The sequence below is a fragment of the Microbacterium sp. 22195 genome, from assembly GCF_052056515.1.
GTDB lineage: Bacteria > Actinomycetota > Actinomycetes > Actinomycetales > Microbacteriaceae > Microbacterium.
This window is the reverse complement of sequence record NZ_JBQEPE010000002.1, coordinates 320,781-346,592: the sequence shown is the minus strand read 5'-3', so window position 1 is coordinate 346,592 and position 25,812 is coordinate 320,781. Positions and strand designations below refer to the sequence as shown.

Sequence of the window (25,812 nt, the reverse complement as noted above, 5' to 3'; positions counted from 1 at the left end):
AAGGGCATGCGCCGGGCCGGGAATCCGACCTCAGCGCGGCGGCGTCTATTCCGTGACGTACACGGCGTGGCCTGCCCAGTCGGCCCTAGCAAGGGCGGCGACCGCAGTACGTCCCACCGTGTCGAAGGTCGTGCTGTAGTGCCATCGCACCGAGAGATCGATCCGGATGCGGGGCTCCGGCCGGCCCGTCCCCGGGATCAGGCGACCGGGCCGGATGCTGGTCCAGTCGAGTCCGGATGCGGCGAGCACGGCATCCATGGCCATGGTGTCCTCGTTGTTGGCCCGCAGCACCCGGCGCAGGATCGGCTTGGCGATGAAGCGGGCGAGCGGGTCGTCCCCGGCGACGTACGGCGCGCCCGCCGAGATCGCGATGATCCGCCGGACACCGGTGCGCCGCATCGCCTCCACCGTGGCGGTGATGCCGTCGCGGAGGAGGGTCGGATCAGCATCCTTCGCGACGTGACCGAGCGTCGAGATCACGGCATCCGCTCCCGCCATCGCCGCGGCGAGCGCGTCCACGTCGCGAGCATCCGCCTGCGCCACGGCCGTCGACTCCGGTGCCGATGCGGGTGTCCGCACGACGGAGACGACCTCGTGACGCGCGGCGAGCGCGTGCGCGACGGCCCTTCGGCCCGACCTGCCGGATGCTCCGATGACGACGACGCGCATGCGCTTCCTCCTGGAGTGAGTGAACACTTACTCACTAGACTAGGTGACATGGATGCCCCTGTCACCCCCTCCCGTGAGCGCTTCATCGACGCCGCCCTGGTGGTGATGAGCACACGGGGCATCGCCGCCTCGACGACCAAGCTCATCGCCGCGCAGGCCGGCCTGTCCGAGGCGCTGCTGTACAAGCACTTCGCCGACAAGCAGCAGTTGTTCCTCGCCGTGCTCGAGGAGCGGCTCCCCCGGCCCCGGTTCGACCCGAACGCCTCGCGGGGCGATGACCTCGCCGAGGGACTGACCGCGCTGGTCGAGCAGCTGATGGCGTTCTTCACCGCGTCGTTCCCGATCTCGGCATCGATCTTCGGCACCCCCGAGCTGCTCGCCCAGCACCGCGAGGGCATCGCCGCACACGGGCACGGGCCGCACGAGCCGGTCTCGGTCGTGATCGCCTACCTGGACGCCGAGCGCGAGTCCGGGCGGGTCCGGGCCGACGCCGACACGGCATCCGTCGCGCGCGTCCTGGTCGGCGCCGCCTTCCATCAGGGCTTCCTCGCCGCCTTCTCCGGCGCGGATGCCGTGCCGGACGCGCGAGCCGTGGCCGCGGGCATCGCCGCGGCTGTGCTCCCCGCGCTCACGCACTGACGGCACGACCATCGGCTCGCCGTCGAACCACCACCGAAACGACGAACCACCACGCGGATCGCGGTGATCTGCGTGGTGGTTCGTCGTCTGCCTGGTGGTTCGGCGGCGGATGCCGGCCATCCGCCGCCCGGAAGCCGATCAGCCCTTGCGGATGAGCTTCTTGTTCACGAACTCGTCCGCGGCCAGCAGGCCCAGCTCGCGCGAGGTGCCGCTGCGCTTCACGCCGCCGAAGGGCAGCTCGGGGCTGTCGGCGAGGACGAGGTTCACGTAGACCATGCCGGCCTCGATGCCGTTCGCCACGCGCTCTGCCTGCTCGGCATCCGTGGTGAACACGTACGAGCCGAGGCCGAACGAGGTGTCGTTCGCGAGCGCCACGGCCGCATCCTCATCCGCGACGCGGTACACGACCGCGGCCGGGCCGAAGAGCTCCTCGCGGTAGACGTCCATCGTGGGCGTCACGTCGGCCAGCACGGTCGGGGCGAAGAACGCACCCTCACGGGTGCCTCCGGTCAGCAGCGTCGCACCCTGGGAGACGGCCGTGTCGACCTGCTCCTGCAGGCGCTCGGCCGCGGCCAGCGACGACAGCGGCCCGAGCACGGTGTCCTCCTGGGTGGGGTCCTCCGCCGAGACCGCGGCGAGCGAAGCCACGAACTTCGACGTGAACTCCTCGTACAGGCCGTCCACGACGATGAAGCGCTTGGCGCCGTTGCAGGACTGGCCGTTGTTGTCCAGTCGTGCATCCACGGCGTTCTGCACCACGGCGTCGAGGTCATCGGTGGAGAGCACGATGAACGGGTCGGAACCGCCGAGCTCCAGCGCGACCTTCTTCAGGTTGCGCCCTGCCACCTCGGCCACGGCGGCGCCGGCGCGCTCGGAGCCGGTCACCGAGACGCCGTGCACGCGCGGGTCGGCGATGATCGTCGCCGCCTGCTCGTTCGTGGCGTACACGTTGACGTACCCGCCGTCCGGCAGGCCCGCGTCACGGTAGATCGCCTCGATCGCGGCCGCCGACTCCGGGCACTGCGGAGCGTGCTTGAGGATGATCGTGTTGCCGATGGCGAGGTTGGGGGCCGCGAAGCGGGCCACCTGATACGCCGGGAAGTTCCACGGCATGATGCCCAGCAGCGCGCCCAGGGGTGCGCGGCGCACCACGGCGGTGCCGTCGCCCACGATGTCCAGCGGCTGGTCGGCCGTGATCTTCTCGATGTTGTCGGCGTAGAACTCGATGATGTCGGCAGCGAACTCCACCTCGCCGACGGCGGCGGCGATCGGCTTGCCCATCTCGCGCACGATGATCGCGCCGAGCTCGTCCTTGCGCTCGCGGTGCAGCTCGGCGATGCGCCGGATGACGTTCGCGCGCTCGGCGGGCGAGGTGGCCGCCCAGGTCGTGGCCGCGGATGCCGCACGGGCGATCGCGTCCTCGACCTGCGCGTCGGTGAAGGTGTCGTAGGTGGCGAGGGTCTCGCCGGTGGCCGGGTTGATGACGGCGTAGTCGATCATGTCGGTTCCTCTCGTCGGATCAGCTGTAGGGAAGCATCGTGTACTTGGTGGACAGGTACTCGTGGATGCCCTCGGCACCGCCCTCGCGGCCGATGCCGGACTGCTTGACACCGCCGAACGGAGCCGCGGCGTTGGAGATCACTCCCACGTTCAGGCCCATCATGCCGGTCTCGAGCGCATCGATCATGCGGTGCCCGCGGGCGAGGTCCTCGGTGAAGACGTAGCCGACCAGCCCGTACTCGGTGTCGTTGGCCAGGCGCACGGCCTCGGCCTCGTCCGAGAAGCGGGCGATCGCGAGCACCGGTCCGAAGATCTCCTCGCGGAGGATGTCGCTGCCCGCGACCACGTCGGCGAGGACGGTCGGCTCGTAGAACGTGCCGTCGCCCTCGATCGCGTTGCCGCCGGCCAGCAGGCGGGCGCCGCGCTGCACGGCGTCGCCGACCAGCTCCTGCGCCTTGGCGACGGCATCCGCATCGATCAGCGGGCCGATCACGACGTCGTCCTCGGTGCCGCGGCCGATCTTCATGGCGTTCACGCGCTCGGCGACGCGACGCGCGAACTCGTCGGCGACGTCCTCGTGCACGATGAAGCGGTTCGCGGCCGTGCAGGCCTGCCCGATGTTGCGGAACTTCGCCGCGATCGCGCCGTCCACGGCCTTGTCCAGGTCGGCGTCCTCGAACACGACGAACGGCGCGTTGCCGCCGAGCTCCATCGACACCCGCAGCACGCCCTGCGCGGCCTGCGCGATGAGCTTCTGCCCCACCGGGGTCGACCCGGTGAACGACAGCTTGCGCAGGCGCGGGTCGGCGATGATCGGGGCCGACAGCGCGCTCGAGCGCGAGGTCTGCACGATGTTGACGACGCCGGCGGGGAGCCCCGCCTCCTCCAGCAGCTTCGTGAAGAAGATCGTGGTCAGCGGCGTGAGCGCCGCGGGCTTGACGACCACGGTGCAGCCGGCGGCGAGCGCCGGGGCGATCTTGCGCGTGGCCATCGCGAACGGGAAGTTCCACGGGGTGATGAAGAACGACGGACCGACCGGGCGCTGCGAGACGATCATGCGACCGGTGCCCTCGGGGTTGCTGCCGTAGCGACCGCTGATACGCACGGCCTCCTCGCTGAACCAGCGCAGGAACTCGCCGCCGTAGGCGACCTCGCCGCGGGACTCGGCCAGCGGCTTGCCCATCTCGAGGGTCATCAGCAGCGCGAGATCCTCCTTGTGCTCCTGCACCAGCTCCCAGGCGCGGCGCAGGATGTCGCTGCGGGTGCGCGGGGCGGTGGCGGCCCAGGCGTCCTGGGCGGCGACGGCGGCGTCCAGAGCGCGGATGCCGTCGGCGGGCGTCGCATCGGCGATCGAGGCGATCACCTGGTTGGTGGAGGGGTCGCGCACGTCGAAGGTGCGCCCCTCCTCGGCATCCGTCCACTGGCCGCCGATGAAGAGGCCGCCGGGGACGCGGGCGAGGAGTTCCTGCTCGTTCGGTGCGAGTGCAGTGCTCATGGTTTCTCTTTCTCTCGAGGAGGATCAGTGCTGGCGGAGGCTGGGCGGCGCGTCCATGCTAAGCGTCTTGCCGCGGAAGAAGTCGGGGGAGACGAATCTCTGCACGAGCATCAGCACACCGCCGAAGACGAGCAGGCCGACGCCGATGAAGAACACGATGCCGATGCCGCCCTCGCCGTTCTCGTCGGCGCCGATCGCGATCGACCCGTAGTCGGGGGCGAGGCTGTCGATCGCCGTGATCACGAACAGCACCAGCAGGATGATGCCGCCGACCAGAGGGCTGGCGAACTTGAAGAAGAAGTCCTTGCCCGAGTCGAACCACTGGTGACGGAAGTACCACACGCAGGACAGCGCGGTGATGCCGTAGTAGAAGCAGATCATCATGCCCAGCGCCAGGATCGTGTCCCACAGCGCGTCCTCGCTGAGGAAGCGCATCACGGCGTAGAAGCCGCCCGCGACGACGGCCGACGCGATCGTCGCGAACCCGGGGGTGAAGAACCGCGGGCTGACGCCGGCGAACCTCTTGGGCACGGCGCCGTAGTGGCCCATCGCCAGCAGGGTGCGAGCCGGCGAGATGAACGTCGACTGCAGCGAGGACGCCGACGAGGTGAGCACCGCGAGCGAGAGCAGGAAGGCCAGGCCGCCCATGACCGGACCCGACAGCGCGAAGAACACGTTGCCGCCGATCTCCTCGTTCGTCAGGCCGAGGCCCTTGTCGCCGATCCCGGAGTACATCAGGCTGCTGACCGTGAGCAGGAGGTAGATCGCGATGATCGAGATCACCGTGAGCATGGCCGCGCGCCCTGGCGTGCGCTCGGGGTCCTTCGCCTCCTCGTTCATGGTGAGGGTGACGTCCCACCCCCAGAACATGAAGACCGAGGCGGACAGGCCCATCACGATCATGGACAGGCCGCCCTTGATCTCGAACGGGTTGAACCATGCGAACTCGGGCATGTGCGCCTCGAAGGCGCCGCCCTGCACGGTCTCGACGATCGCCATCACGGCGAACAGCACGAGGATCGCGATCTGGAAGGCCACCAGGCCGTACTGCAGCTTCTGCGAGGTGGACACGTCGCGGTAGGAGACCCAGGTGGCGAGCGCGACGAAGATCAGGCACACGGCGACGTTCACGAACGGGTTGCGGGTGATCTCGGCGATGGCTTCGTTGCCGGAGATCTGCGAGATCAGCAGGAAGAGGAAGTCGACGGCGATGCCGGCGAGGTTGGAGAGCACCAGGATCGTCGCGACGATCAGGCCCCATCCCGCCATCCAGCCGACGTACGGGCCGAACGCCCGCGTGGCCCAGGTGAAGGAGGTGCCGGAGTCGGGCATGGCCTTGTTGAGCTCGCGATAGCCGAAGGCGACGAGAAGCATCGGGATGAACCCGAGCAGCAGGATCGCGGGCACCTGGAATCCGACTGCGCCGACCGCGCCGCCGATGCCGGCGGTGTAGGTGTACGCCGGGGCGATGCACGAAATGCCCATCACCAGGGCGCCCAGGACGCCCACCGTTCCGACGCTGAGTCCCTTGCGGGAGATGCCTCCGGTCACCGGGTCCGCGGTGCCGGGCACGGCGTCGCCCGGTGCAGCGGCGTGTGCCGCCGTGGAGAGCGGAGACTTCGTCGACTCGCTCATGTTCACGCTCCTTCGGCGCGGGTGCGGGGCACCACGATCATGGGTACGGGCAGCTCGCGGAGCATCTTCGCCGCGGTCGAGCCCAGGAACAGCCGGCGCGGCTGGGCGAGCCGGCTGGAGCCGACCAGCACGATCTCGCCTGGCAGCCAGTCCAGCTGCGCGACGGCGTCCTCGATGCTGTCCCCGCCGGCCTGCAGCACCTCCACGTCGGTCTCGCCGGAGAGCCGGTCCCTGGCCGAGGCGAGCACCTCGTCGACGTGGGCGTCCTTCAGCAGCGTGATCGCGCCGGTGTTGAGCCCTGCGGGAACGTCGAGGGGCATCAGCGAGACCAGCCGCACGGCGGCACCGGACGCCGAGGCGAGGCGCACGGCGCTCTCCAGCAGCAGCTCGGCACCCGGACGGGTGCCGGTGGCGACCGTGATGCGCGGCAGCCCGGCATCCGGCTCGCGCGAGAGTCCTGCCGGCGCGAGCGCCACGGGCACGGTCGAGGCGTGCAGCAGCTCGGATGCCACCGAGCCGAGCCGGTGGCGGCGCAGGGCGCCGCCGTTCGCGGCGCCGAGGACGAGCAGCGTGGCGCCGAACTCGTCTGCGGCGGCCTGCAGACCCTCACCGAACGACTCGGCGAAGCGCACGTGGGCGCTGTGCACGATCCCCGCGGGGATGGTCTTCGCGGCATCCGCCAGCCAGGTGCGCGCCTGCTCGCGGAGAAGCTCCTCGTACGCGCGCTCGGGGGCGACGGCCTTGCTCATGGTCCCCTCGGAGGGCAGCACGATCACGACCCGCAGTGCGGCACCCGTGGCGCGCGCGAGGCGCGTGCCGAGGGCGAGCGCGTCAGCGCCCGCATCCGTCGCCGTGTAGCCGACGACGATCGAGCCGGTCACGCGTCGCCGCCGGCGGCGCGCGCCTTCTCGACGATCTGGGATGCCGCCAGGCGGCCCATCCGGATCGCGCCGTCGACGTGCTGGTAACCAGCGCCGGCCATGTCGCTGCAGGCGAAGTGGATCGGTCCGACGGCCGAGCGCAGGTCGGCGCCGTAGCGGTGCAGCCCGCCCATGTCGAAGCTGGCGGCGTAGGCGCCGCGGGTCCACTCCTCGGTGCCCCAGTCGCTCTCGTAGTAGACGACCGGGTTCTTCGCCTCGGGGCCGTAGTAGTGCGAAAGCGACTCGAGGATGCGCTCCTTGCGCTCCTCGGCGCTCAGCGCGAACAGGTCGTCGGCGTTGCGGTCGCTGACGAAGCCGACCAGCGTGCCGCGCTCATCGCCGTGGTTGGTGTTGTCGTAGGCCTCGTGCGAGAGCTCGTACGGGCTGAAGGCGGTGCCGCTGAGGCCCTGCTCGCGCCAGAACGGACGGTCGTACACCGCGTGCACCTTGATGACGAAGCCCATCGACAGGTGCTGGTGCAGCTGGTGCTGGCGACGCGGCAGCGGCGGGACGAACGAGATCCGGTTGTAGAGCACCGGGGCGTGCGCGAGGATCGCGAAGCGCGCGCGCACGGTGGTCTTCTCGGTGACGGCGACGACGCCGCCGGTCCCCGAGCCCGTCGAGGCGTCGGACCACTCCAGGCTGCGGACGGGCTGACCCAGCAGCACGTCGTCGCCGAGGCGCTCGGCGAGCAACAGCGGAACCTGCTGCAGGCCGCCGACGACGCGCTTGTCGAGGATGAAGTCGGCGTCGACGAGGTTCGAGTAGGAGCCCGCGGATGCCGCCATCAGCAGCGACTGCAGCAGCGAGAACGCGTGCGTCGGCTTGGTGAGCATGGCGGAGCCGGTGGCGAACGCGAGGTTGCGGATCGCCTCGTCGTCGTCGGTCTGCGTGCGCAGCCAGGCGTCCCAGGTGATGCTGTCCCACTCCGCCGCGTTCGGGTGCTCCCAGGGTCGGTCGGGGTCGATCTCGGCGACCATCGCGTCCAGACGCTCGGTGACCTCGGCGATGACCTTCTCGGTCGCGGGCGACACCGGGAACATCTCGCCGGTGAAGCGGTGCACGACGCCGTCGGGGCCGACGTACACGCTGTCGCCCTCGCGGTAGCGGCTGAAGGTCTCCAGGCCGAGCTCCTCGACCGTCTGCTTCAGGGCGTCCTGATCCGGCGAGATCCACTGGCCGCCGAGCTCGAGCATGGCGCCGTCGATGACATCGGTCCACAGCCGGCCGCCGACGCGGTCGCGCGCCTCCAGCACGGCGACGGAGAGGCCCGCCCTGCGCAGCTCGTTGGCTGCGGTGAGGCCGGCGGCGCCGGCTCCGATGATGACGACGTCGCGGCTGATCTCGTGCTCGCTCATGAGCGATCTCCTTTGATGCAGAGGTTGAGGTGTGAAGGTGCTGCCGGCCGCGATCCCTGATCCCCCGACCAGGATCGCGGCCGGCGGTCTCAGTTGCCCTGGGCGTTCGCGAGCGCGGCCGCCACGACGTCCAGGCCGTCGTTCAGCAGCTCGTCGCCGATCGACAGCGGCGGCAGGAAGCGGATGACGTTGCCGAACGTGCCGCAGGTCAGGACGATGACGCCCTCGGCGATGCAGGCCTTGGCGACGGCGCCGGTGAGGGCGGCATCCGGCTCCCCCGTCTCGGGGTTCACGAACTCGGCGGCCATCATCGCGCCGTGACCGCGGACGTCGCCGATGCGGGGGTCGGTCGCCTTGATGGCCTCGAGGCGGTCGCGCAGGATGCTGCCGATCTGCTGCGCGCGCTCGACGAGGCCCTCGTTCTCGAAGGCGTCGATCGCGGCCAGCGCGGCGGCGCAGGCGACGGGGTTGCCGCCGTAGGTGCCGCCCAGGCCACCGGCGTGCGCGGCGTCCATGATCTCGGCGCGGCCGGTGACGCCGGCGAGCGGCAGACCGGCGGCGATGCCCTTGGCCGTGGTGATGAGATCGGGCTCGATGCCGAAGATCTCGCTGGCGAACATGGCGCCGGTGCGGGCGAAGCCCGTCTGCACCTCGTCGGCGATGAAGACGACGCCGTTGGCGCGGCTCCACTCGACGATGGCGTCGAGGAAGCCGTCGGCGGGGACGATGAAGCCGCCCTCGCCCTGGATGGGCTCGATGATGACGGCGGCCAGGTTGTCGGCGCCGACCTGCTTCTCGATGAGCGTGATGGCGCGCTTGGCGGCCTCGGCGCCGGACAGGCCGTCGCGGTAGGGGTACGAAGCGGGCACGCGGTAGACCTCAGGGGCGAACGGTCCGAAGCCGGACTTGTACGGCATCGACTTCGCGGTCAGCGCCATCGTGAGGTTGGTGCGGCCGTGGTAGCCGTGGTCGAAGGCCACGACGGCCTGGCGGCCGGTGTGCTTGCGTGCGATCTTGATCGCGTTCTCGACGGCCTCGGCGCCGGAGTTGAACAGCGCGGTCTTCTTGGCGAAGTCGCCCGGGGTGAGGCGGTTCAGCGCCTCGGCCACCTCGATGTAGGACTCGTAGGGCGAGATCATGAAGCAGGTGTGGGTGAACTGCGCGGCCTGGGCTGCGACTGCTGCGGCGACCTTGGGGTGCGCGTTGCCGACGCTGGTCACGGCGATGCCGGAGCCGAGGTCGATGAGCGAGTTGCCGTCCGCGTCGAGGACCACCCCGCCGCCCGCGGCCACGACGGCGACCGGCATGGACGTGGAGACGCCGCCGGCGACGGCGTCCGCCTTGCGGGCGAGGATCGCGGCCGAGCGGGGCCCGGGGAGTTCGGTGACGACGCGACGGACCTGCTCGAGGGTGGGTCCGCCGGCGGGGATCGTGGAGGTCTCGTCGATGAGTGTCATGAGGCGAGGCTACGTCCGGCGCCGGACGGATGCATTCACCCGTCCGTACAATGGAACTGCACGATTCGCCGCTTCGTACATTCTGGAGACGCCATGGAACCCGCCGCCGCACCGTCGCTGCGCACCCTGCTCGGCCGGCGCGATCTCGGGCTGCGCCTGGTGTCCGACGAGTCGGAGCTGGTCGACGGAGCCCTGGAGCAGCCCGTGCGCTGGGTGCACAACTCCGACCTGGTGGACCCCACACCGTTCCTCGCCGAGGACCTGGTGCTGCTGACCACCGGCATGCAGCTCGCCGAGGAGGACGCCGAGGGCGCCGCCGCGTACGTCGCGCGCCTGGTCCACCGCGGCGTGCTGGCTCTGGGCTTCGGCTCCGGCGTGCACCGCGTCGGCGTGCCCGACGAGCTCATCGCCGCGTGCGCGCACGCCGGGCTCGCACTGTTCGAGGTCCCCTACGACATCCCGTTCCTCGCGATCGCCCGCGCGCACGCCGAGGCCATCGCGGCCGCCGCGTACGCGCGGCGCACCTGGGCGCTCGAGGCGCAGCGCGCGCTCGCGATCGCGGCGCTCCGCCCGCACGGGCTGGAGTCGACGCTGTCCGAGCTGTCGCGCCGGCTCGGCTGCTGGGTGGGGATGTACGACGCGACGGGCGCGCTGAGTCACGAGCATCCGACGGCGCTCGGATCGGGAGCGGATGCCGTCGCCGCCGGCGTCGCCGAGCTGCTGGCCCGCGGCGGTGCGGCCAGCCGGACGATCGAGGATCCCGACGGCGCCTTCACGCTGTTCACCCTGGGGCGCACCGGCCAGCTGCGCGGCGCGATCGCGATCGAGGCGGCGGCGCTGGACGCCGAGACCCGTGCGGTCATCACCTCCGTGATCGCGATGGCGGGACTCGCGCTGGAGCAGAACGAGCAGATGTCCAGGGCTCGCCGCCGCATGCACACCCAGCTGCTGGCATCGCTGCAGGACGACGACCCGACGCTGGCGCGACGCGTGCTCGGTTCACTTCCGGCCGCTCCTGTCGTGCTGGCCGTCGCCGAGACGCCACGCGCCGGCGCCCTGATCGACTGGTGGGAGAGGCGGCGGACGGATGCCGGTGTCGCCTCGTTCCTGGCCGAGGGACCGGATGGCGTGACGATCTGCGTGTCCGCCGCGGACGCCGCCGAGTTCGACGAGGTCGCCGGCAGGCTCGGCATCCGGATCGGACTCTCCGGCGCCGGGGAGTACAGCGCGTTCTCGCAGGCGCACGCACAGGCCCTCACGGCGCTGCGCCGCGGGCGGAGCGGGGTCACCCGGTACGCGGATGCGACCTCGGGCGGCGTGCTCGATGCGCTGGGCGGCGAGGAGACGCGGCTGCTCGCCCGCACCCGTCTGGCCCCGCTCCGCCGCCACGACCAGGAGACCGGCGGCGAGCTGGAGCTCACTCTGCGCGTGTGGCTGGAGCACGACGCCCACAGCGAGCGCACCGCGGCGGCCCTCGGCATCCACCGTCATACTCTGCGCACGCGCATCGCGCAGGCCGCCGGCCTGCTGGGCTCCGACCTGTCGTCGTTCCCCGCGCGGGCCGAGCTGTGGGCCGTGCTGCGGGCGGCGGGGCACCGCTGAGCACACGGCGGGTCAGCCGTGCGGGATCAGCGCTGCAGGATGCGCTCGGCGAGGATCCGCCTGCTCCGCCGCACGTCGATCTCGGTCTGGGCGATGAGGGCCGCGACGTCGTCGAAGCGCAGCGTCGGACGCATCCTCTCGTGCAGGCGGACGCGCATGAACCGGCCGTACAGGTCGAGGTCGAGGTCATGGACGAAGACCTCCACTCGGCGTGCCCGCTCCCCCGCGAACGTGGGATTCATGCCGATGCTGACCGTGGCGCCCCACGGGGACGGGCCGGTGCCGCCGATGAGCGCCGTCGCGACGTAGACGCCGTCCTCGGGGATGTCCGCGTCGAGGCAGGCCAGGTTCGCCGTGGGGAATCCGATCACGCGTCCTCGCCCGTCGCCGGGGACGACGCGCCCGCCGAGCGTCAGCGGGCCCCTGCGCGCCGGATTCATCCGCGCGGCGGGTCGCCGACGATGCTGCGGTAGCGGCTCTGGTGGAACACGAGCGGCTCGACGCCGTCGAAGAGCTGCACGTCCGCGATCTCGTACAGGGCGATCTCGTGATCGCCGCCGTCGTAGGTGGCATAGGGACGGCAGGTGAGCCAGAGTGCGGCACCCTCGACCAGCAGCGCACCCTGCTCCGCGTGCCGCATCGGCTGATCCCCGAACCTGTCGCCCTCGCGCGCTGCGAGACGGCGGGAGAACTGCTCCTGATCGTGACCCAGCACGCTCATGCCCAGCTCGGGCACGCCGCACAGCAGCGGCCAGGTGCGCGACGTGCGAGCCGCGCTGATCGCGACCAGCGCGGGCTCCAGCGAGATCGACGTGAAGGAGTTCACCGCCATGCCGACGGGCACGCCCTCGACCTCGGCGGCCAGGGCGACCACGCCGGTCGGGTACAGCGAGAACGCACGGCGCAGAGCGAGGTCACGGGTGAGCGGTTCTGCCACAGAGGTCATCTCCGGATCCTTTCGTCAACTTTGACTATATAAAACTGTACGACATCGTGATCATGCAAGACAACACGGATTCGGCCTTCGGCTGGATAGCATGGGCCCATGTCGACCACACGCCTCGTCGTCCTCGGTGCCGTCAAGCAGTTCCAGCCGGTGCACGGCTACTTCCTGCGTCGCGAGCTGATGACCTGGCACATCGACGAGTGGGCGCGCATCCAGCCCGGCTCCATCTACAACGCGCTGCGCGCGCTCGAGGTCGACGGCTACATCGTCGAGAACGGCACGGTCGCAGAGGGAAAGCGTCCCGCGCGCACGACCTACCGGATCACCCCGTCGGGCGAGGTGGAGCTGCAGCGGATGCTGCGCGAGAACCTCTGGAACGTGAAGCCGTTCGACACCGAGGCGATCATGACGATCGCGTCGTTCATGTTCGTCCTCAGTCGGCAGGAGGTCATCGCAGGCCTGGAGAACAGGCTCAGCAAGAGCGACTCGATCATCACGACCAACGGATTCAACGTGCAGGACACGCTGCGATCCGAGACCACGCCCAAGTACGTGCGGGAGATCTTCGACCTGTCCACCGCGCGCCTCACCGCCGAGAAGGAGTGGACCCTCGCGCTGCTCGAGCGCCTGCGCGCCGGCGAGTACCGCTTCGCGGGCGAGACGCCCGAGCCCGCGGGCACCCCTGCCTCCGACGCCTGACGCGGGTACCCGGAACCTGCCAGAACACGCGTCAGCGCCGGTGCACCTCCACGTCAGCGACCGCGCACCAGTCCGTCGATCGCCTCGGGCGTGAGGGTATCCGTCGTCGCGCCGCGATGACTCGCGACGATCGCGCCGGCCGCCGCCGCGCGCAGCAGGGCGTCGGCCAAGCGGATGCCGCCGGCCAGCGCCGCGGCCAGTGCACCGCAGAACGCGTCGCCCGCGCCCGTGGTGTCCACCGCGTCGACGGGGAACGCCGGCACGTACCAGGGCTCCTCCCCCGCACGGTGCAGCTCCACGCCGTCCGCACCGAGGGTGCGGATCACGATCGACGCCCCGCCCGCGTGCAGGCGCGCGATGCCGCCGAGCTCATCCGCCTCGGTCTCGTTCACCACCAGGATGTCCACGTCGCCGAGAAGCGCGAGCGCGGCCTCGGCAGCCGGAGCCGCGTTGAGGATCGTCAGCGAGCCGGCGGCCCTCGCGGCGGCGAGCGCGGCTTCCACGGCCTCGACCGGCACCTCGAGCTGGGCGAGCACGACGGCGGCGCCGGCGACGTCGGCCGCGGCATCCGCGGCGGCGAGCTCGCGGTTGGCTCCGGCGGCGACCAGGATGCTGTTGTCGCCGTGCACCGAGAGGATGTGCGCGACGCCCGTGGGCGCGGCATCCGTGCGGCGGAATTCGCCGATGACCCCGGCATCCCGCGCCGACGCCTGCAGCAGATCGCCGGCCTCGTCGTCCCCCACCATCGCGCACATCCGGGTGGGAGCGCCGGAACGGGCCGACGCCACCGCCTGGTTCAGCCCCTTGCCTCCGGGGAAGCGCCCGAGCGCCTCGCCCAGCAGCGTCTCGCCGAGGGTGGGGAGCCGCGGGATCCCGACGACGATGTCGAGATTCGCGCTCCCCACCACGACGACTCCGGTGAGGGAGTCAGACACGCGTGAGCGACTTCCGGTACGAGGATCCGATGTGGGTCTCGGCCAGGGCCGGGGTCGACGTGCCGATCAGACGCTCGCGCAGCGACTGCGGCTGCTCGGGCTGCGGGGCGATCGCGCCGCGGTCCTTGAGGATCGGCAGCACGTGCTCGATGAAGTCCTCGGTCGATGCCGGCGGGATGGTCGGCGCGAAGAGGAAGCCGTCCAGGTCGGCGCCGTCGGCCAGCTCGATCATGCGGTCCGCGATCTGCTCGGGGGTGCCGACGATGGGGCGGGCGCCCACCCCGTGCGCATGCCAGTCGCCGAGCACATCGCCGACCGTCTTGTCGGCGAAGCGGGCGACCTGGGTCTGCGACAGCTCGGTGCTCAGCTCCGACATCGGGGTGTCGGGCGCGTATGCCGAGAGGTCGAGGCCCGTGAACCACGCGTACGAGGCCACCGTCACCTCCGGGTTCTGAGCATCCGCGACCTCGGCGTACTTGCGGCGCGCCTCCTCCTCGGTGCTGCCGACCACGGCCGCGAAGGCCGACATGATCTTGACGTCGGTGCGGGCCCGGCCGTTCTTCTCGGCCTCGTCGCGGATGGCGCTGGAGTGTCCGAGCAGTTGCTCGACCGAGCCGCTGCCGACGAAGATCGCCTCGCCGTGCTTTCCGCCGAACTCACGGCCGGCCGGCGACGCGCCCGCCTGGAACAGCACCGGGGTGCCCTGCGGCGATCGCGAGGTGTTGCCGTAGCCGTGCGAGCGGAAGTAGGTGCCCTCGTGGGCGATCCGGTGCACCTTGGCGGGGTCGGCGAAGCGGCCGTCCTTGTCGCGCTCCAGAGCGCCCTCCTCCCAGGCCTCCTCCCACAGCTTGTAGACGACCTGCATGAACTCGTCCGCCATCACGTAGCGCTCGTCGTGGCCGACCATCGGCACGCCGAAGCCCTGCACGGCGGTGTCGGCGGTGCCGGTGGTGACGACGTTCCAGCCGATGCGTCCGCCCGAGAGGATGTCGAGCGTGGCCATCCGGCGCGCGAAGCTGTACGGCGCCTCCAGCAGGGTCGAGCCGGTGGCGACGAGACCGAGGCGGCTGGTCTCGGGGATCAGCGCGCCGAGGATGATCGCCGGGTCGAGCCGCGGCAGGTCCAGTCCCTCCACCGAGCAGATCTCCGGCCGGTCGCCGGCGACGTCCGCCCAGCCCCACGCATCGGCGAGGAAGAGGAAGTCGAAGCCGGCGTCCTCGACCATGCGGGCGGTGCCGCGCCAGTAGTCGAGGCTGTCGAACAGGTAGCGCTTGTTGTCGGGGTGCCGCCAGGTCGCGGTGCCCGAGTCGTTCGCCTGGGCGTTCTCGAAGAGTCCGAGTCGCAGCTGCTTGGCCATGATGTGCCTTTCTTTCGGAGGTCGATGGATGCTGTTTTCGGGTGCGCCGAGGGAACCCGAGGGCGTGGGTCGCCCGGGGACGGAGGGATGGATGCGGCGGATCAGCCCTTGGCGGTGACCTCGCCGTCGCTCCACCACAGCAGGCGCCTGCGCACCAGGGCGAGCAGCACGATCAGCAGCACGCCGGTGATCGCGAGCAGGGTGATGGCGCCCCAGGTCACGGGCAGGTTGGCCTGTGCGGCGGAGGTCGTCACGAGCGAGCCCAGGCCCGCCTGCTGACCGGCCGCCACGAACTCGGCGACGGCCGCGCCGACCACGGCCATCGGCAGCGCGATGCGCAGACCCGCGAACACGTACGGCATGCTGCCGGGGAAGCGCAGCTCCCGGAAGATCTCCCAGCGGCTGGCGTGCAGAGTGGTGAACACGTCGAGGGCGCGCTGGTCGACGTCGCGCAGACCCGCGAGCGAGTTCACGAGCATGGGGAAGAAGACCACGAGTCCGGTGACGATGAACTTCGGCACCATGCCGAAGCCGAACGCGACCACGAGCGCGGGGGCGATCGCGACGATCGGGGTGACCATCACGATGATCACCAGCGGCATGACGGCCCGCTCGATGATCTGGAACTCGGTCATCACCACGGCCAGGAGGAATCCGGCGAGGATGCCGGCGGCGGCGCCGACGACGACCTCGAGCAGGGTGACGAGGAAGTTGGACCAGTACATCGACGCGTCGCCGATCAGGCTCGCGCCGATGTCCCCCAGCGAGGGGAGCACGTAGGGGTTGGTCCAGGCGATGACCTGCCACAGCACGGCGGCGATCAGGAAGGTGATCAGGGTCGGCACCCAGGAGCCCCAGCGCAGCCACGGCGGCATCCCCCGGCGCGGACCAGCCGCACGGGCGGTGGCCGCGGCGATCGTCGCGGTCGTGTCGCGGATGGTGATGTCAGACATGAGCCTTCTCCATCTGTGCGCGCAGGGTTTCGCGCACGGTCCTCTCCAGGTCGCGGTACTCGTCGGTGGCCCAGGCGTCCTCGCCGCGCGGGCGGGGCAGGTCCACGTCGATGATCTCGGCGATGCGGCCCGGGTGCGCGGCCATGACGACGATGCGGTCGGACAGCATGATCGCCTCGGGCACGGAGTGCGTGACGAACATCACCGCCTTGCGGTTGGACTGCCAGAAGTCCAGCAGCGCCATGCGCTGCAGGTCGCGGTTCATCTCGTCCAGCGCCGAGAACGGCTCGTCCATCAGCATGATGGCGGGATCGAACACGAAGGCCCGTGCGATGGCGGCGCGCTGCTGCATGCCGCCCGACAGCTGACCGGGGTACTTCTTCACGGCGTGGCCGAGGCCGAAGGTGGACAGCAGCCGCTCGGCGTCGCCCGCCTGCCGGCTCCCGCCCGGCTTCCGGTTGATGCGCAGCGGGAGCTCGACGTTCTCGAGCACGGTCTTCCAGGGCAGCAGAGCCGGCGACTGCGGGACGAGACCGATCTTCTTGTCCCTGGATGCCGCGGTCACGCTCTCGCCGTCGATGGTGACGGTGCCCTCCTCGGCATCCAGCAGGCCCGCGACCACCTTCAGGAGCGTCGACTTGCCGCATCCGCTGGGTCCGATCACCGAGACGAACTCGCCCATGCCGATCGTGAGGTCGATGTCGTCGAGCACGGTCACCTGCCGGCCGTCGACTCCGAAGCGCTTGGTGACGCCGCGGACCTCGACACCGGCGCCGGCGGTCACTTTCCGGCCTCCGGCCAGATCAGCTCGTCGCCGTCGTAGAGGTCAGCCACGAGCTCGGTGTCCATCATGTCGGCGATCTTCGGGACCGACTTCACGTTGCCGTACTTCTCGACCAGCTTGTACTCGGGCTCCCACATGGCCTCGGTGTGCACGCCGGGGTGGCCGCCCTTGCTGGCGCGCACCCACTCCGACTCGACGGCCCAGGTGCGGGCGAGCTGCTCGCGCGGGAACGCGGCACCCTGGTTGTTGTCCTCGGCGAGCTTGGCGAGCTTGTCGATGCAGGCGTCGCTCTCGTCGAGGCAGTACTGCAGGGCCTTCAGGCTCGCGCGCATGAAGTCGGCGGCGACCTCGCGGTGCTCCTTGAGGAAGCGCGAGTTGACCTCCATGACGTTGTAAGTGCCCTCGACGCCCTCGTCCTCCGGGAGGAACTCGCTGAACGGCTGGTTCTGCGCCTTCAGCGACTGCGGCTGGTTCGAGGCGTAGCCGACGATCGCGTCGACCTGGCCGCGCACGACGACGGTGGGGTCGTAGTTGGTCATCTTGACCATCTCGACCTTGGACGCATCCACTCCGGCGTTGTCGAGCATGGCCGACGCGATGGGAGTGAGGTTGATGAAGTAGCCGAGGGAGCCGCCCTCGAGGTCCTTGAGGCTCTTCAGCTTCTCGTTGCCGAAGATCGAGAACGGCGACGTGGTGCCGTAGGTGGCGACGGCCGTGAGGTTCTTGCTGTTGGCGGCGGCGAGCATGACATCGGATGCCGAGCCGAGCGCCGTGAACTGCGCCTGGCCGGAGGCCACGAGCTGCTGCCCGTTCGCTCCGGAGGCGTTGATCTCGACCTTCAGGCACAGGTCGTCGAAGTAGCCGAGCTCCTGGGCGAGGAAGACGTCGAGCTGGCCGGCGCTGGCGGAGTAGCCGTAGCCGGAGATGTAGGTGATCGTTCCGGCATCCTGATTCCGCTGGCAGGCGTCGGCATCGACGGCCGCCTTGTCGGGAGCGGTTCCGCCGGCGCTGGACTGTGCGGCGCAGCCGCCCAGTGCCAGTGCGGCTGTGAGAACACACGTCAGGGTGGCGGCAGTGCGGAATCGGGTTTCAGCGTGAGCCATGGGGGTCCCTTCTCGGCCGTTCGTCGTTGATGGCTCGTCGAAAGTAACATAGTCAAGATTGACTATGCAAGAACGAACGAGTTTGACGAAGGTGGACCCGGGCCCCGCCGTGATCAGCGGGCGAGCGCCGCGATCAGCTCATCGGCGGTGCCGGCGAACTCCGGACCGTGGCCGGGCAGCATCCGCCGCTCGGGAAGTCCGCGCAGGCGCTCGAGGCTCGCCGGGGTCTGGTCCGGCGCATCGCTGAACGGCCCGAGCGCCACCGCCTGGACGCCCGTGAGCACATTGCGCGTGGTCACGGCGTCACCGAGGAAGACGGCATCCGCCGCGGGAACGCGGATGGCGACCGATCCGGCCGAGTGGCCGGGCAGGCCGATGATCTCGGGGCGGCCCGGCAGGTCGAGCACGTCGCCGTCACGGAAGGTGCGCACCTCACCCAGATGACGCGTGCGCAGCGCGCCGCGCCGGATGCCGGTCACGAGGAAGCGGACGGTGGCACCGAGCCGCCACGCGCCACCCGCGGCGTGGGACTTCTCCTCTCCCCTGGCCCGCGCGGCATCCGCCTCGTGCACGTGCACCGGAACGCCGTGCTCAGCGCGCAGCCACTCCGCGATGCCGATGTGGTCGCTGTCGCCATGCGTCAGCACGACGCCGCGGATGTCGGCGATGTCATGGCCCGCGGCGTGCAGCGCCGCCTGCAGGGCGCGGCGATCGCCGGGCAGCCCGGCGTCGACGAGCGTGATGCCCTCGTCGGTCGAGATCGCGTGCATGGCGACCAGGTCGTCGCCGATTCGGATGAGCTGTGCGTTCATGTTGGCTACATTACGTAGCCTTGATGGCTAATGTCAATAGCCTTATGATCGAAGGACCAGCACAGATCGAAGGACGAGCACAGGGAGGATGCATGCCCGCACCGCTGCGCGTGAGCCAGGAGCGCCTGGTGCACGCCATCCGCGAGATCGCCGAGCGCGACGGCATCGACGCCGTCACCATGAGCTCGGTGGCGTCCGCCGTCGGCGTGCGCACTCCGAGCCTGTACAAGCGGGCCGCTCAGCGACACGATCTGCTGCGCCTGGCCGCCGATGACGCCGTGCGCGAGCTCGTGACCGACATCTCCGAGCTTCCGGCACAAGACCCGGCGGGAGCGCTCACCGTGCTCGCGCGCGCGCTGCGTTCGTATGCTGCGCGCGCTCCCCGCGTCTCGGCGCTGATCTTCGCCGCCCCTTCCGCCCAGGCCGGCCCGACCCCGGCATCCGCCGAGCCGCTGCTCACCGCGCTGATGACCGCGATCGCCGCCGCGGTCCCCGGAGACCCCCTCCCGGCCGCACGCACGTTCACCGCCTGGATCTTCGGCTTCTGCACCATGGAGCAGGCCGGCGCCTTCCGCCTCGGCGGCGACGTCGACGAGGCGTTCGAGTTCGGACTCGACGCCCTGCTGGGCGCCATCGGGGTGCGACGCGGCTGACGGTCAGCGCGGGGCGTGCGCCTCGAGGAACTCGTACACGTCGGTCGTGTCGACACCGGGGAACGAGCCTGTCGGCAGCGTGGCCAGCAGGGTGCGCGGGGTGCGCACGTTCGGCCAGGACTGCTCGCGCCAGCGCTCCTCGAGCTCGGCGGGCGCACGCCGGCAGCACACCTCGACGGAGTGCTTCGAGACGCCCCTGTTGGTCGTGTCGCGGCCGACGAACCACTTCGTGTCGTCGAAGCGCACGCCCACGCTCACCGAGTGCAGCCCCTCGCTGGAGGGCTCGACCCGGGCCGTGCACCAGTACGTGCCGTTGCCGGTGTCGGTGTACTGGTAGTACGGGTTGAAGCGGTCCTCCACCTCGAACACCTCGCGGCTGGTCCAGCGCCGGCAGCACATCTGCCCCTCGATCGAGCCCAGCCTGTCGGTGGGGAAGTTCACATCGTCGTTCTCGTACGCCTTGGTGATCGTGCCGGACTCGTGCACCTTGAGGAAGTGCACCGGGATGTCCAGATGCCGCGTCGCGAGGTTCGTGAAGCGGTGCGCGGCCGTCTCATACGACACGGAGTAGGCGTCGCGCAGATCCTCGACCGAGATCGCGCGACGGGACTTCGCCTCCTGCAGCACCGGGACGACGTGCGACTCGGGCACGAGGATCGCCCCGGTGAGGTAGTTGGTCTCCACGCGCTGCCGCAGGAACTCGGCGTAGCTGCGGGGTTCGCCGTGGCCCAGGATGCGACTGGACAGCGCCTGCAGCACCGCGGTGCGGGCATCGCCCTTCGCCTGCACGTTGCCGGAGAGGTACAGCCGGCCGTGCGCGAGGTCGGCGACGCTGCGGGTCGTCTGCGGCAGATCGTTCGCGTAGTGCAGCGTGAAGCCGAGATGCGCGGCGATCTCGGATGCCGTGCGCTGCGTGATCGGCCCGCCGGGATGCCCCACCGCCGCGAGGATGTCGGCCGCCTGGGCCTCCAGATCCGCGAAGTAGTTGTCCTGACTGCGCATGAGGTGACGCAGCTCGACGTTGGCCCGCCTCGCCTCCTCCGGGGTGGCGGCCCGTTCGTCGCGCAGCCGCTCGATCTCGCCGTGCAGGGCCAGCATCGCGGCCAGCGCCTGATCGGGCATCGACTTGCCGATGCGGAAGGAGGGGATGCCGAGGGCCTGGAACGTCTGCCCCTTCATCGCGCGCTCCAGCGCGATCTCCATCGTGCTGCGCTCATCGAGCGGCTCGCCCTCCAGCAGCGCGTCGATCGTGGTGCCCAGGGCGCGGGCGATCGACTGCAGCAGGGTGAGCTTGGGCTCGCGCTTCCCGGTCTCGAACATCGACACCTGACTGGGCGCGCGGTCGATGCGCGTCGCGAGCTCCTCCAGGGTCATCCCCTGCGCGGTGCGGAGCTGCCTGATCCGCCGCCCGATCGTGAGGGCGTCGGACTCTTCTGGGGCATCCGTGCTGGCCATGGGGGCAAGTGTGTCACAGAAACAGAAATTTCAGAAAACTTCTCCCTTGAAATGGTCGGTCGACGCCTGAATCTTCACCCACAGTGGATGTCAAGCCACCCCGGCATCCCATCTCACGGAGGAGACAGATCATGAGCATCGCCACTGCTGCACAGAACGACCAGATCAGGATCGTCGACGCCGTCGCATCCGCCCGGCCCGAGCTCGGTCCCGCGCTGCGCATCACCGGACCCCTGAACGACCGGTTCGACGAGATCCTGACGCCGGAGGCCCTGGCCTTCCTCACCGAGCTGCACCACCGCTTCGCCGGCCGCCGCCTCGACCGCCTGGCCGACCGCATGCGTCGCCGCTTCGAGATCGGCAACGGCCACGACCCGCGCTTCCGCGAGGACACCGCGCACATCCGCGAGGACGCCGACTGGCGCGTCGCCGGCGCAGGCCCCGGCCTCGAGGACCGCCGCGTGGAGATCACCGGACCCACCGACCCGAAGATGACCATCAACGCCCTCAACTCCGGCGCCCGCGTGTGGCTGGCCGACCAGGAGGACGCCACCAGCCCCACGTGGGGCAACGTCATCGGCGGCCAGCTGTCGCTGCGCGACGCGATCCGCGGCGAGCTGACCCACACCAGCGCCGACGGCAAGGAGTACCGCGTCACGGCCGAGCGCACCCCCACGATCGTGATGCGCCCGCGCGGCTGGCACCTCGCCGAGAAGCACATCGACTTCATCGACCGCACCGGGCGCACCCTGTCGGCATCCGGCTCCCTGGTGGACTTCGGCCTGTACTTCTTCCACAACGCGCAGGCGCTCATCGACGCCGGCCGCGGCCCGTACTTCTACATCGCCAAGCTGGAGTCCAGCGAGGAGGCGCGGCTGTGGAACGACGTCTTCTCCTTCAGCGAGGAGTACATCGGCATCCCGCACGGCACGATCCGCGCGACCGTGCTGATCGAGACGCTGCCCGCCGCGTTCGAGATGGACGAGATCCTCTACGAGCTGCGCGACCACTGCGCAGGGCTCAACGCCGGCCGCTGGGACTACATCTTCTCGATCATCAAGAACTACCGCGGTCGCGGCGCGCGCTTCGTGCTCCCCGACCGCAGCGAGGTCACCATGACCGTGCCGTTCATGCGGGCCTACACCGAGCTGCTGGTGAAGACCTGCCACCAGCGCGGAGCCCACGCCATCGGCGGCATGAGCGCCTTCATCCCGAACCGCCGCGACCCCGAGGTCACCGAGCGCGCGCTGGAGAAGGTGGCCGCCGACAAGCGACGCGAGGCCGGCGACGGCTTCGACGGCACCTGGGTGGCCCACCCCGACCTGATCCCCGCCGCACAGGCCGAGTTCGACGCCGTGCTCGGCGACCGCCCGAACCAGATCGACCGGCAGCGCGACGACGTGCAGGTGACGGCCGCTCAGCTGCTGGACCTGCGCATCGGACGCCCGATCACCGAGAAGGGCGTGCGCGACAACGTGTCGGTGGCGATCCGCTACATCGAGGCGTGGCTGCGGGGCCTCGGCGCCGTGGCACTCGACGACCTGATGGAGGACGCCGCGACGGCCGAGATCAGCCGCTCCCAGGTGTGGCAGTGGATCCACCAGGACCGCCGCACCGAGGAGGGCGACCTGATCACCGCCGATTACGTCGAGCGCCTCATCGCCGAGATGCTCGCGCACACCCCGCGCACCGAGGGCGACCGCTTCGACGACGCCGCCGAGGTGTTCCGCGAGGTGGCCCTGCACCCGGAGTTCCCCGCGTTCCTGACGCTCCCGGCATCCCGCTTCCTGACCGAGACCGACTGACGACCCGCCCCACTGAGAAGGACATGACATGACTCACTACCAGGACGACATCGCCGCCATCCAGGAGCTCAAGGACGCGAACGGCTCCGCGTGGAACGCCATCGACCCCGAGTCGGCCGCGCGGATGCGGGCGCAGAACCGCTTCCGCACGGGCCTCGAGATCGCGCAGTACACCGCCGACATCATGCGCCGCGACATGGCCGAGTACGACGCCGACTCGTCGGTCTACACCCAGTCGCTCGGCGTCTGGCACGGCTTCATCGGGCAGCAGAAGCTGATCTCGATCAAGAAGCACCTGAAGTCGACGAACAAGCGCTACCTGTACCTCTCGGGCTGGATGGTCGCGGCACTCCGCTCCGAGTTCGGGCCGCTCCCCGACCAGTCCATGCACGAGAAGACGGTCGTCCCCGCGCTGATCCAGGAGCTCTACACGTTCCTCCGCCAGGCGGATGCCCGTGAGCTCGATCTGCTGTTCACCCAGCTGGATGCCGCACGTGCGGCCGGAGACGAGACCGGGGCGGAGTTCATCCAGTCCCAGATCGACGGTTTCGAGACCCACGTCGTGCCGATCATCGCCGACATCGACGCCGGCTTCGGCAACCCCGAGGCGACGTACCTGCTAGCCAAGAAGATGATCGAGGCCGGCGCCTGCGCCATCCAGATCGAGAACCAGGTCTCGGACGAGAAGCAGTGCGGTCACCAGGACGGCAAGGTCACGGTCCCGCACGAGGACTTCATCGCCAAGCTCAACGCGGTCCGCTACGCGTTCCTCGAGCTCGGCATCGACAACGGCATCATCGTCGCCCGCACCGATTCGCTCGGCGCGGGCCTCACCCAGAAGCTCGCCGTCAGCCAGACGCCCGGCGACCTGGGCGACCAGTACAACTCGTTCCTCGACGTCGAGGAGATCGGCGAGGCCGAGCTCGGCGACGGCGATGTGATCATCAAGCGCGACGGCAAGCTGCTGCGGCCGAAGCGCCTGGCCAGCAACCTCTACCAGTTCCGTCAGGGCACGGGCGTCGACCGCGTGGTGCTGGACTGCATCACCTCGCTGCAGAACGGCGCCGACCTGCTGTGGATCGAGACCGAGAAGCCGCACGTCGAGCAGATCGCCGAGATGGTCGACCGCATCCGCGAGGTCGTCCCGGACGCCAAGCTGGTGTACAACAACAGCCCGTCGTTCAACTGGACGCTGAACTTCCGGCAGCAGGCCTACGACCAGCTCGTCGAGCAGGGTCAGGACGTCTCCGCCTACGACCGCGACAAGCTGATGAGCGTCGACTACGACGACACCGAGCTCGCCCGCATCGCCGACGAGAAGATCCGCACGTTCCAGCGCGACGGGTCGGCCCGCGCCGGCATCTTCCACCACCTGATCACCCTGCCGACGTACCACACGGCCGCGCTGTCGACCGACAACCTCGCCAAGGGCTACTTCGGCGACGAGGGCATGCTGACCTACGTCCGCGACGTGCAGCGCCAGGAGATCCGCCAGGGCATCGCCACGGTCAAGCACCAGAACATGGCCGGCAGCGACCTCGGCGACAACCACAAGGAGTACTTCGCCGGAGACGCCGCCCTCAAGGCCGGCGGCCAGCACAACACCATGAACCAGTTCAGCTGACGCACCTGCACGACCGTGGAACGCCTGCACGACCGATTCGCCGAGTCGGCCGTGCAGGTGTTCCCGCGTCGTGCATCAGTACCGCCCGCACATCCGAAGGAGCCCGCATGATCTCCACCGCCGACCTCTACGACCTGCACGGCGATGCCCTGCAGTCCCTCCCCCTGCAGCTGCGCTCCTTCGGCGGCCTGCTCCGCTTCGAGGGCCGCATCCGCACCGTGCGCTGCTTCCAGGACAACGCACTGGTGAAGCGGATCCTGCAGACACCGGGCGACGGCGCGGTGCTGGTCGTGGACGGGGCCGGCTCCCTGGAGACCGCGCTGATGGGCGACATGATCGCGCAGAGCGCCGTGGACTCGGACTGGGCCGGCGTCGTGATCAACGGATGCGTGCGCGACAGCGTGGCGCTGCTCGGGATGCCGCTGGGCGTCAAGGCACTCGGCACCAACCCGCGCAAGAGCGCGAAGGAGGGCACGGGCGAGGTCGACGTCGTGGTCGAGTTCGGCGGCGTGACCTTCCGCCCCGGCGCACTGCTGCACGCCGATGAGGACGGCATCCTCGTCGAGCGCTGAGGCCTGAGCCGGCGCATTTTCGGCAGACCCGATCACTGGGTAGTGTGCTCAGTGAGATCACATGGTGGTCTGCGCGGGTGGTTCGACTTCATCGACGCCCGCGGCGGTCGGCTTGGATGACCACCTCACTCTCGGGAGGACTCGATGCGCCCCATCCCACGCAGGTCGCTCGTCGATGAGGCCATCGAGCAGTTCCGCGAGCAGATCGACAACGGCAGTTGGCCTGTCGGACAGCGGCTGCCCGCCGAGGCCAAGCTGGCCGAGGAGCTCGGCATGAGCCGGGCATCCGTCCGCGAGGCGACACGCGCACTGGTGCACGCGGGTCTGCTCTCGTCCCGTCAGGGGGACGGCACGTTCGTGATCGCCACCGACGAGTCCGATGTCGCACTGCGACGGCGGCTCGGCGCGGCCGAAGTCGTCGAGGTCATCGAGGTGCGTCGGGGCCTGGACATCGCAGCCGCACGAGCCGCCGCCCTCCGCCGCACGGACGGCGACCTGGATCGGCTGACGGGCATCCTCCAGCGCCGGCGTCGCGCTGCGGACGAAGGCGACGAGGCGACCTTCGTGCAGGCCGACGTCGACTTCCATGTCGGGCTGGCCGATGCTGCGCACAACCGCACGCTGCGCGAGATGTACCGCAGCTTCTCGGCGGTGATCAGTTCCACCGTCGAGCTGAACGACTGCTACATCCCCGGCAGCATCGAGCTGGCGCACGACCACGAGGACCTGCTGGACGTCATCCGCAAGCAGGACCACGCCGCCGCGGTGCTGGCGGCGCTGAGCATCCTGGACGCCCAGGAGTCCGCGGTCCGCAACCGCGAGACGCGCTGACACGACAG

Annotated in this window: 24 protein-coding genes; 8 read left to right on the top strand and 16 right to left on the bottom strand. The window is 70.1% G+C overall.

From position 1 onward, the window contains the following. Positions 1–45 precede the first annotated feature (45 nt). Positions 46–669 (bottom strand): NAD(P)-dependent oxidoreductase, encoded by a 624-nt coding sequence (locus ACTJJ4_RS09730; RefSeq protein ID WP_440943118.1) that lies wholly within the window; start codon positions 667–669, stop codon positions 46–48. A 48-nt stretch (positions 670–717) separates the two neighbouring features. On the opposite strand from ACTJJ4_RS09730, the gene ACTJJ4_RS09725 reads away from it, so the two are divergent. After that, the gene (locus tag ACTJJ4_RS09725) at positions 718–1,308 is read left to right on the top strand and encodes a TetR/AcrR family transcriptional regulator (RefSeq protein WP_440943117.1); all 591 of its coding nucleotides are present in this window, start codon (positions 718–720) and stop codon (positions 1,306–1,308) included. A 138-nt stretch (positions 1,309–1,446) separates the two neighbouring features. Here ACTJJ4_RS09725 and ACTJJ4_RS09720 read toward each other — a convergent pair whose 3' ends face one another. The 6 genes from ACTJJ4_RS09720 to gabT all read right to left on the bottom strand — a co-directional run bounded on the left by ACTJJ4_RS09720 (position 1,447) and on the right by gabT (position 9,673). After that, entirely contained in the window at positions 1,447–2,808 is a 1,362-nt protein-coding gene (locus ACTJJ4_RS09720) for an NAD-dependent succinate-semialdehyde dehydrogenase (RefSeq protein ID WP_440943116.1), read from the bottom strand. 19 nt (positions 2,809–2,827) lie between these two features. Continuing rightward, entirely contained in the window at positions 2,828–4,303 is a 1,476-nt protein-coding gene (locus tag ACTJJ4_RS09715) for an NAD-dependent succinate-semialdehyde dehydrogenase (protein ID WP_285636908.1), read from the bottom strand. A 24-nt stretch (positions 4,304–4,327) separates the two neighbouring features. Further along, complete coding sequence (locus ACTJJ4_RS09710; protein WP_440943115.1) at positions 4,328–5,938, bottom strand: APC family permease; 1,611 nt, start codon at positions 5,936–5,938, stop codon at positions 4,328–4,330. Positions 5,939–5,940: 2 nt separating this feature from the next. Next, positions 5,941–6,819, bottom strand: coding sequence for a universal stress protein (locus tag ACTJJ4_RS09705; protein ID WP_440943114.1), 879 nt, complete (start codon positions 6,817–6,819; stop codon positions 5,941–5,943). Further along, on the bottom strand, positions 6,816–8,216 hold the full coding sequence (locus ACTJJ4_RS09700) for a flavin monoamine oxidase family protein (protein ID WP_440943113.1): 1,401 nt from the start codon (positions 8,214–8,216) through the stop codon (positions 6,816–6,818). Before ACTJJ4_RS09700 ends, ACTJJ4_RS09705 begins: the two co-directional genes overlap by 4 nt. 89 nt (positions 8,217–8,305) lie before the next feature. After that, positions 8,306–9,673, bottom strand: coding sequence for a 4-aminobutyrate--2-oxoglutarate transaminase (gabT, locus tag ACTJJ4_RS09695; protein ID WP_440943112.1), 1,368 nt, complete (start codon positions 9,671–9,673; stop codon positions 8,306–8,308). A gap of 93 nt (positions 9,674–9,766) precedes the next feature. Here gabT and ACTJJ4_RS09690 point away from each other — a divergent pair, with 93 nt between their 5' ends. Beyond that, positions 9,767–11,275, top strand: a complete 1,509-nt coding sequence (locus ACTJJ4_RS09690; protein ID WP_440943111.1) for a PucR family transcriptional regulator — start codon at positions 9,767–9,769, stop codon at positions 11,273–11,275. A 26-nt stretch (positions 11,276–11,301) separates the two neighbouring features. On the opposite strand, the gene ACTJJ4_RS09685 is transcribed toward ACTJJ4_RS09690, so the two are convergent. Together ACTJJ4_RS09685 and ACTJJ4_RS09680 are read right to left on the bottom strand one after the other, a co-directional pair. Further along, the gene (locus tag ACTJJ4_RS09685) at positions 11,302–11,715 is read right to left on the bottom strand and encodes a riboflavin kinase (RefSeq protein WP_440943110.1); all 414 of its coding nucleotides are present in this window, start codon (positions 11,713–11,715) and stop codon (positions 11,302–11,304) included. After that, complete coding sequence (locus ACTJJ4_RS09680) at positions 11,712–12,221, bottom strand: flavin reductase family protein (protein ID WP_440943109.1); 510 nt, start codon at positions 12,219–12,221, stop codon at positions 11,712–11,714. The genes ACTJJ4_RS09685 and ACTJJ4_RS09680 overlap by 4 nt, the downstream gene beginning before the upstream one ends. Positions 12,222–12,320: 99 nt before the next feature. Here ACTJJ4_RS09680 and ACTJJ4_RS09675 point away from each other — a divergent pair, with 99 nt between their 5' ends. Next, positions 12,321–12,920 carry a PadR family transcriptional regulator gene (locus tag ACTJJ4_RS09675; protein ID WP_440943108.1) on the top strand — a complete coding sequence of 200 codons (600 nt, stop codon included), beginning with the start codon at positions 12,321–12,323 and terminating at the stop codon, positions 12,918–12,920. Between the two features lie 53 nt (positions 12,921–12,973). Here the strand turns inward: ACTJJ4_RS09675 and ACTJJ4_RS09670 are convergent, their stop codons facing one another. The 6 genes from ACTJJ4_RS09670 to ACTJJ4_RS09645 form a co-directional block, all read right to left on the bottom strand. Next, on the bottom strand, positions 12,974–13,855 hold the full coding sequence (locus ACTJJ4_RS09670) for a PfkB family carbohydrate kinase (protein ID WP_440943107.1): 882 nt from the start codon (positions 13,853–13,855) through the stop codon (positions 12,974–12,976). Then, a complete protein-coding gene (locus ACTJJ4_RS09665; protein WP_440943106.1) occupies positions 13,848–15,212 on the bottom strand; it encodes an NtaA/DmoA family FMN-dependent monooxygenase in 1,365 nt (454 codons plus the stop codon). The genes ACTJJ4_RS09670 and ACTJJ4_RS09665 overlap by 8 nt, the downstream gene beginning before the upstream one ends. 101 nt (positions 15,213–15,313) lie before the next feature. After that, on the bottom strand, positions 15,314–16,165 hold the full coding sequence (locus ACTJJ4_RS09660) for an ABC transporter permease (RefSeq protein WP_440943105.1): 852 nt from the start codon (positions 16,163–16,165) through the stop codon (positions 15,314–15,316). Then, positions 16,158–16,949 (bottom strand): ABC transporter ATP-binding protein, encoded by a 792-nt coding sequence (locus tag ACTJJ4_RS09655; protein WP_440943104.1) that lies wholly within the window; start codon positions 16,947–16,949, stop codon positions 16,158–16,160. The genes ACTJJ4_RS09660 and ACTJJ4_RS09655 overlap by 8 nt, the downstream gene beginning before the upstream one ends. Further along, positions 16,946–18,052, bottom strand: coding sequence for an ABC transporter substrate-binding protein (locus tag ACTJJ4_RS09650; RefSeq protein ID WP_440943103.1), 1,107 nt, complete (start codon positions 18,050–18,052; stop codon positions 16,946–16,948). Before ACTJJ4_RS09650 ends, ACTJJ4_RS09655 begins: the two co-directional genes overlap by 4 nt. A 113-nt stretch (positions 18,053–18,165) precedes the next feature. After that, the gene (locus tag ACTJJ4_RS09645; protein WP_440943102.1) at positions 18,166–18,864 is read right to left on the bottom strand and encodes an MBL fold metallo-hydrolase; all 699 of its coding nucleotides are present in this window, start codon (positions 18,862–18,864) and stop codon (positions 18,166–18,168) included. A 92-nt stretch (positions 18,865–18,956) separates the two neighbouring features. Here ACTJJ4_RS09645 and ACTJJ4_RS09640 point away from each other — a divergent pair, with 92 nt between their 5' ends. Further along, the gene (locus ACTJJ4_RS09640) at positions 18,957–19,517 is read left to right on the top strand and encodes a TetR/AcrR family transcriptional regulator (protein WP_440943101.1); all 561 of its coding nucleotides are present in this window, start codon (positions 18,957–18,959) and stop codon (positions 19,515–19,517) included. Between the two features lie 3 nt (positions 19,518–19,520). Here ACTJJ4_RS09640 and ACTJJ4_RS09635 read toward each other — a convergent pair whose 3' ends face one another. Then, positions 19,521–20,972 carry a helix-turn-helix domain-containing protein gene (locus ACTJJ4_RS09635; RefSeq protein WP_440943100.1) on the bottom strand — a complete coding sequence of 484 codons (1,452 nt, stop codon included), beginning with the start codon at positions 20,970–20,972 and terminating at the stop codon, positions 19,521–19,523. Positions 20,973–21,103: 131 nt separating this feature from the next. Between ACTJJ4_RS09635 and aceB the strand changes: the two genes are divergently transcribed. The 4 genes from aceB (at position 21,104) to ACTJJ4_RS09615 (ending at position 25,804) form a co-directional block, all read left to right on the top strand. Further along, a complete protein-coding gene (aceB, locus tag ACTJJ4_RS09630; RefSeq protein ID WP_292704536.1) occupies positions 21,104–22,777 on the top strand; it encodes a malate synthase A in 1,674 nt (557 codons plus the stop codon). Between the two features lie 28 nt (positions 22,778–22,805). Beyond that, positions 22,806–24,401, top strand: a complete 1,596-nt coding sequence (locus tag ACTJJ4_RS09625) for an isocitrate lyase (protein WP_440943099.1) — start codon at positions 22,806–22,808, stop codon at positions 24,399–24,401. Positions 24,402–24,508: 107 nt separating this feature from the next. Beyond that, complete coding sequence (gene rraA / locus ACTJJ4_RS09620; RefSeq protein ID WP_440943098.1) at positions 24,509–24,973, top strand: ribonuclease E activity regulator RraA; 465 nt, start codon at positions 24,509–24,511, stop codon at positions 24,971–24,973. 144 nt (positions 24,974–25,117) lie between these two features. Then, complete coding sequence (locus ACTJJ4_RS09615; RefSeq protein ID WP_440943097.1) at positions 25,118–25,804, top strand: FadR/GntR family transcriptional regulator; 687 nt, start codon at positions 25,118–25,120, stop codon at positions 25,802–25,804. The last annotated feature ends 8 nt before the right edge of the window (positions 25,805–25,812 follow it).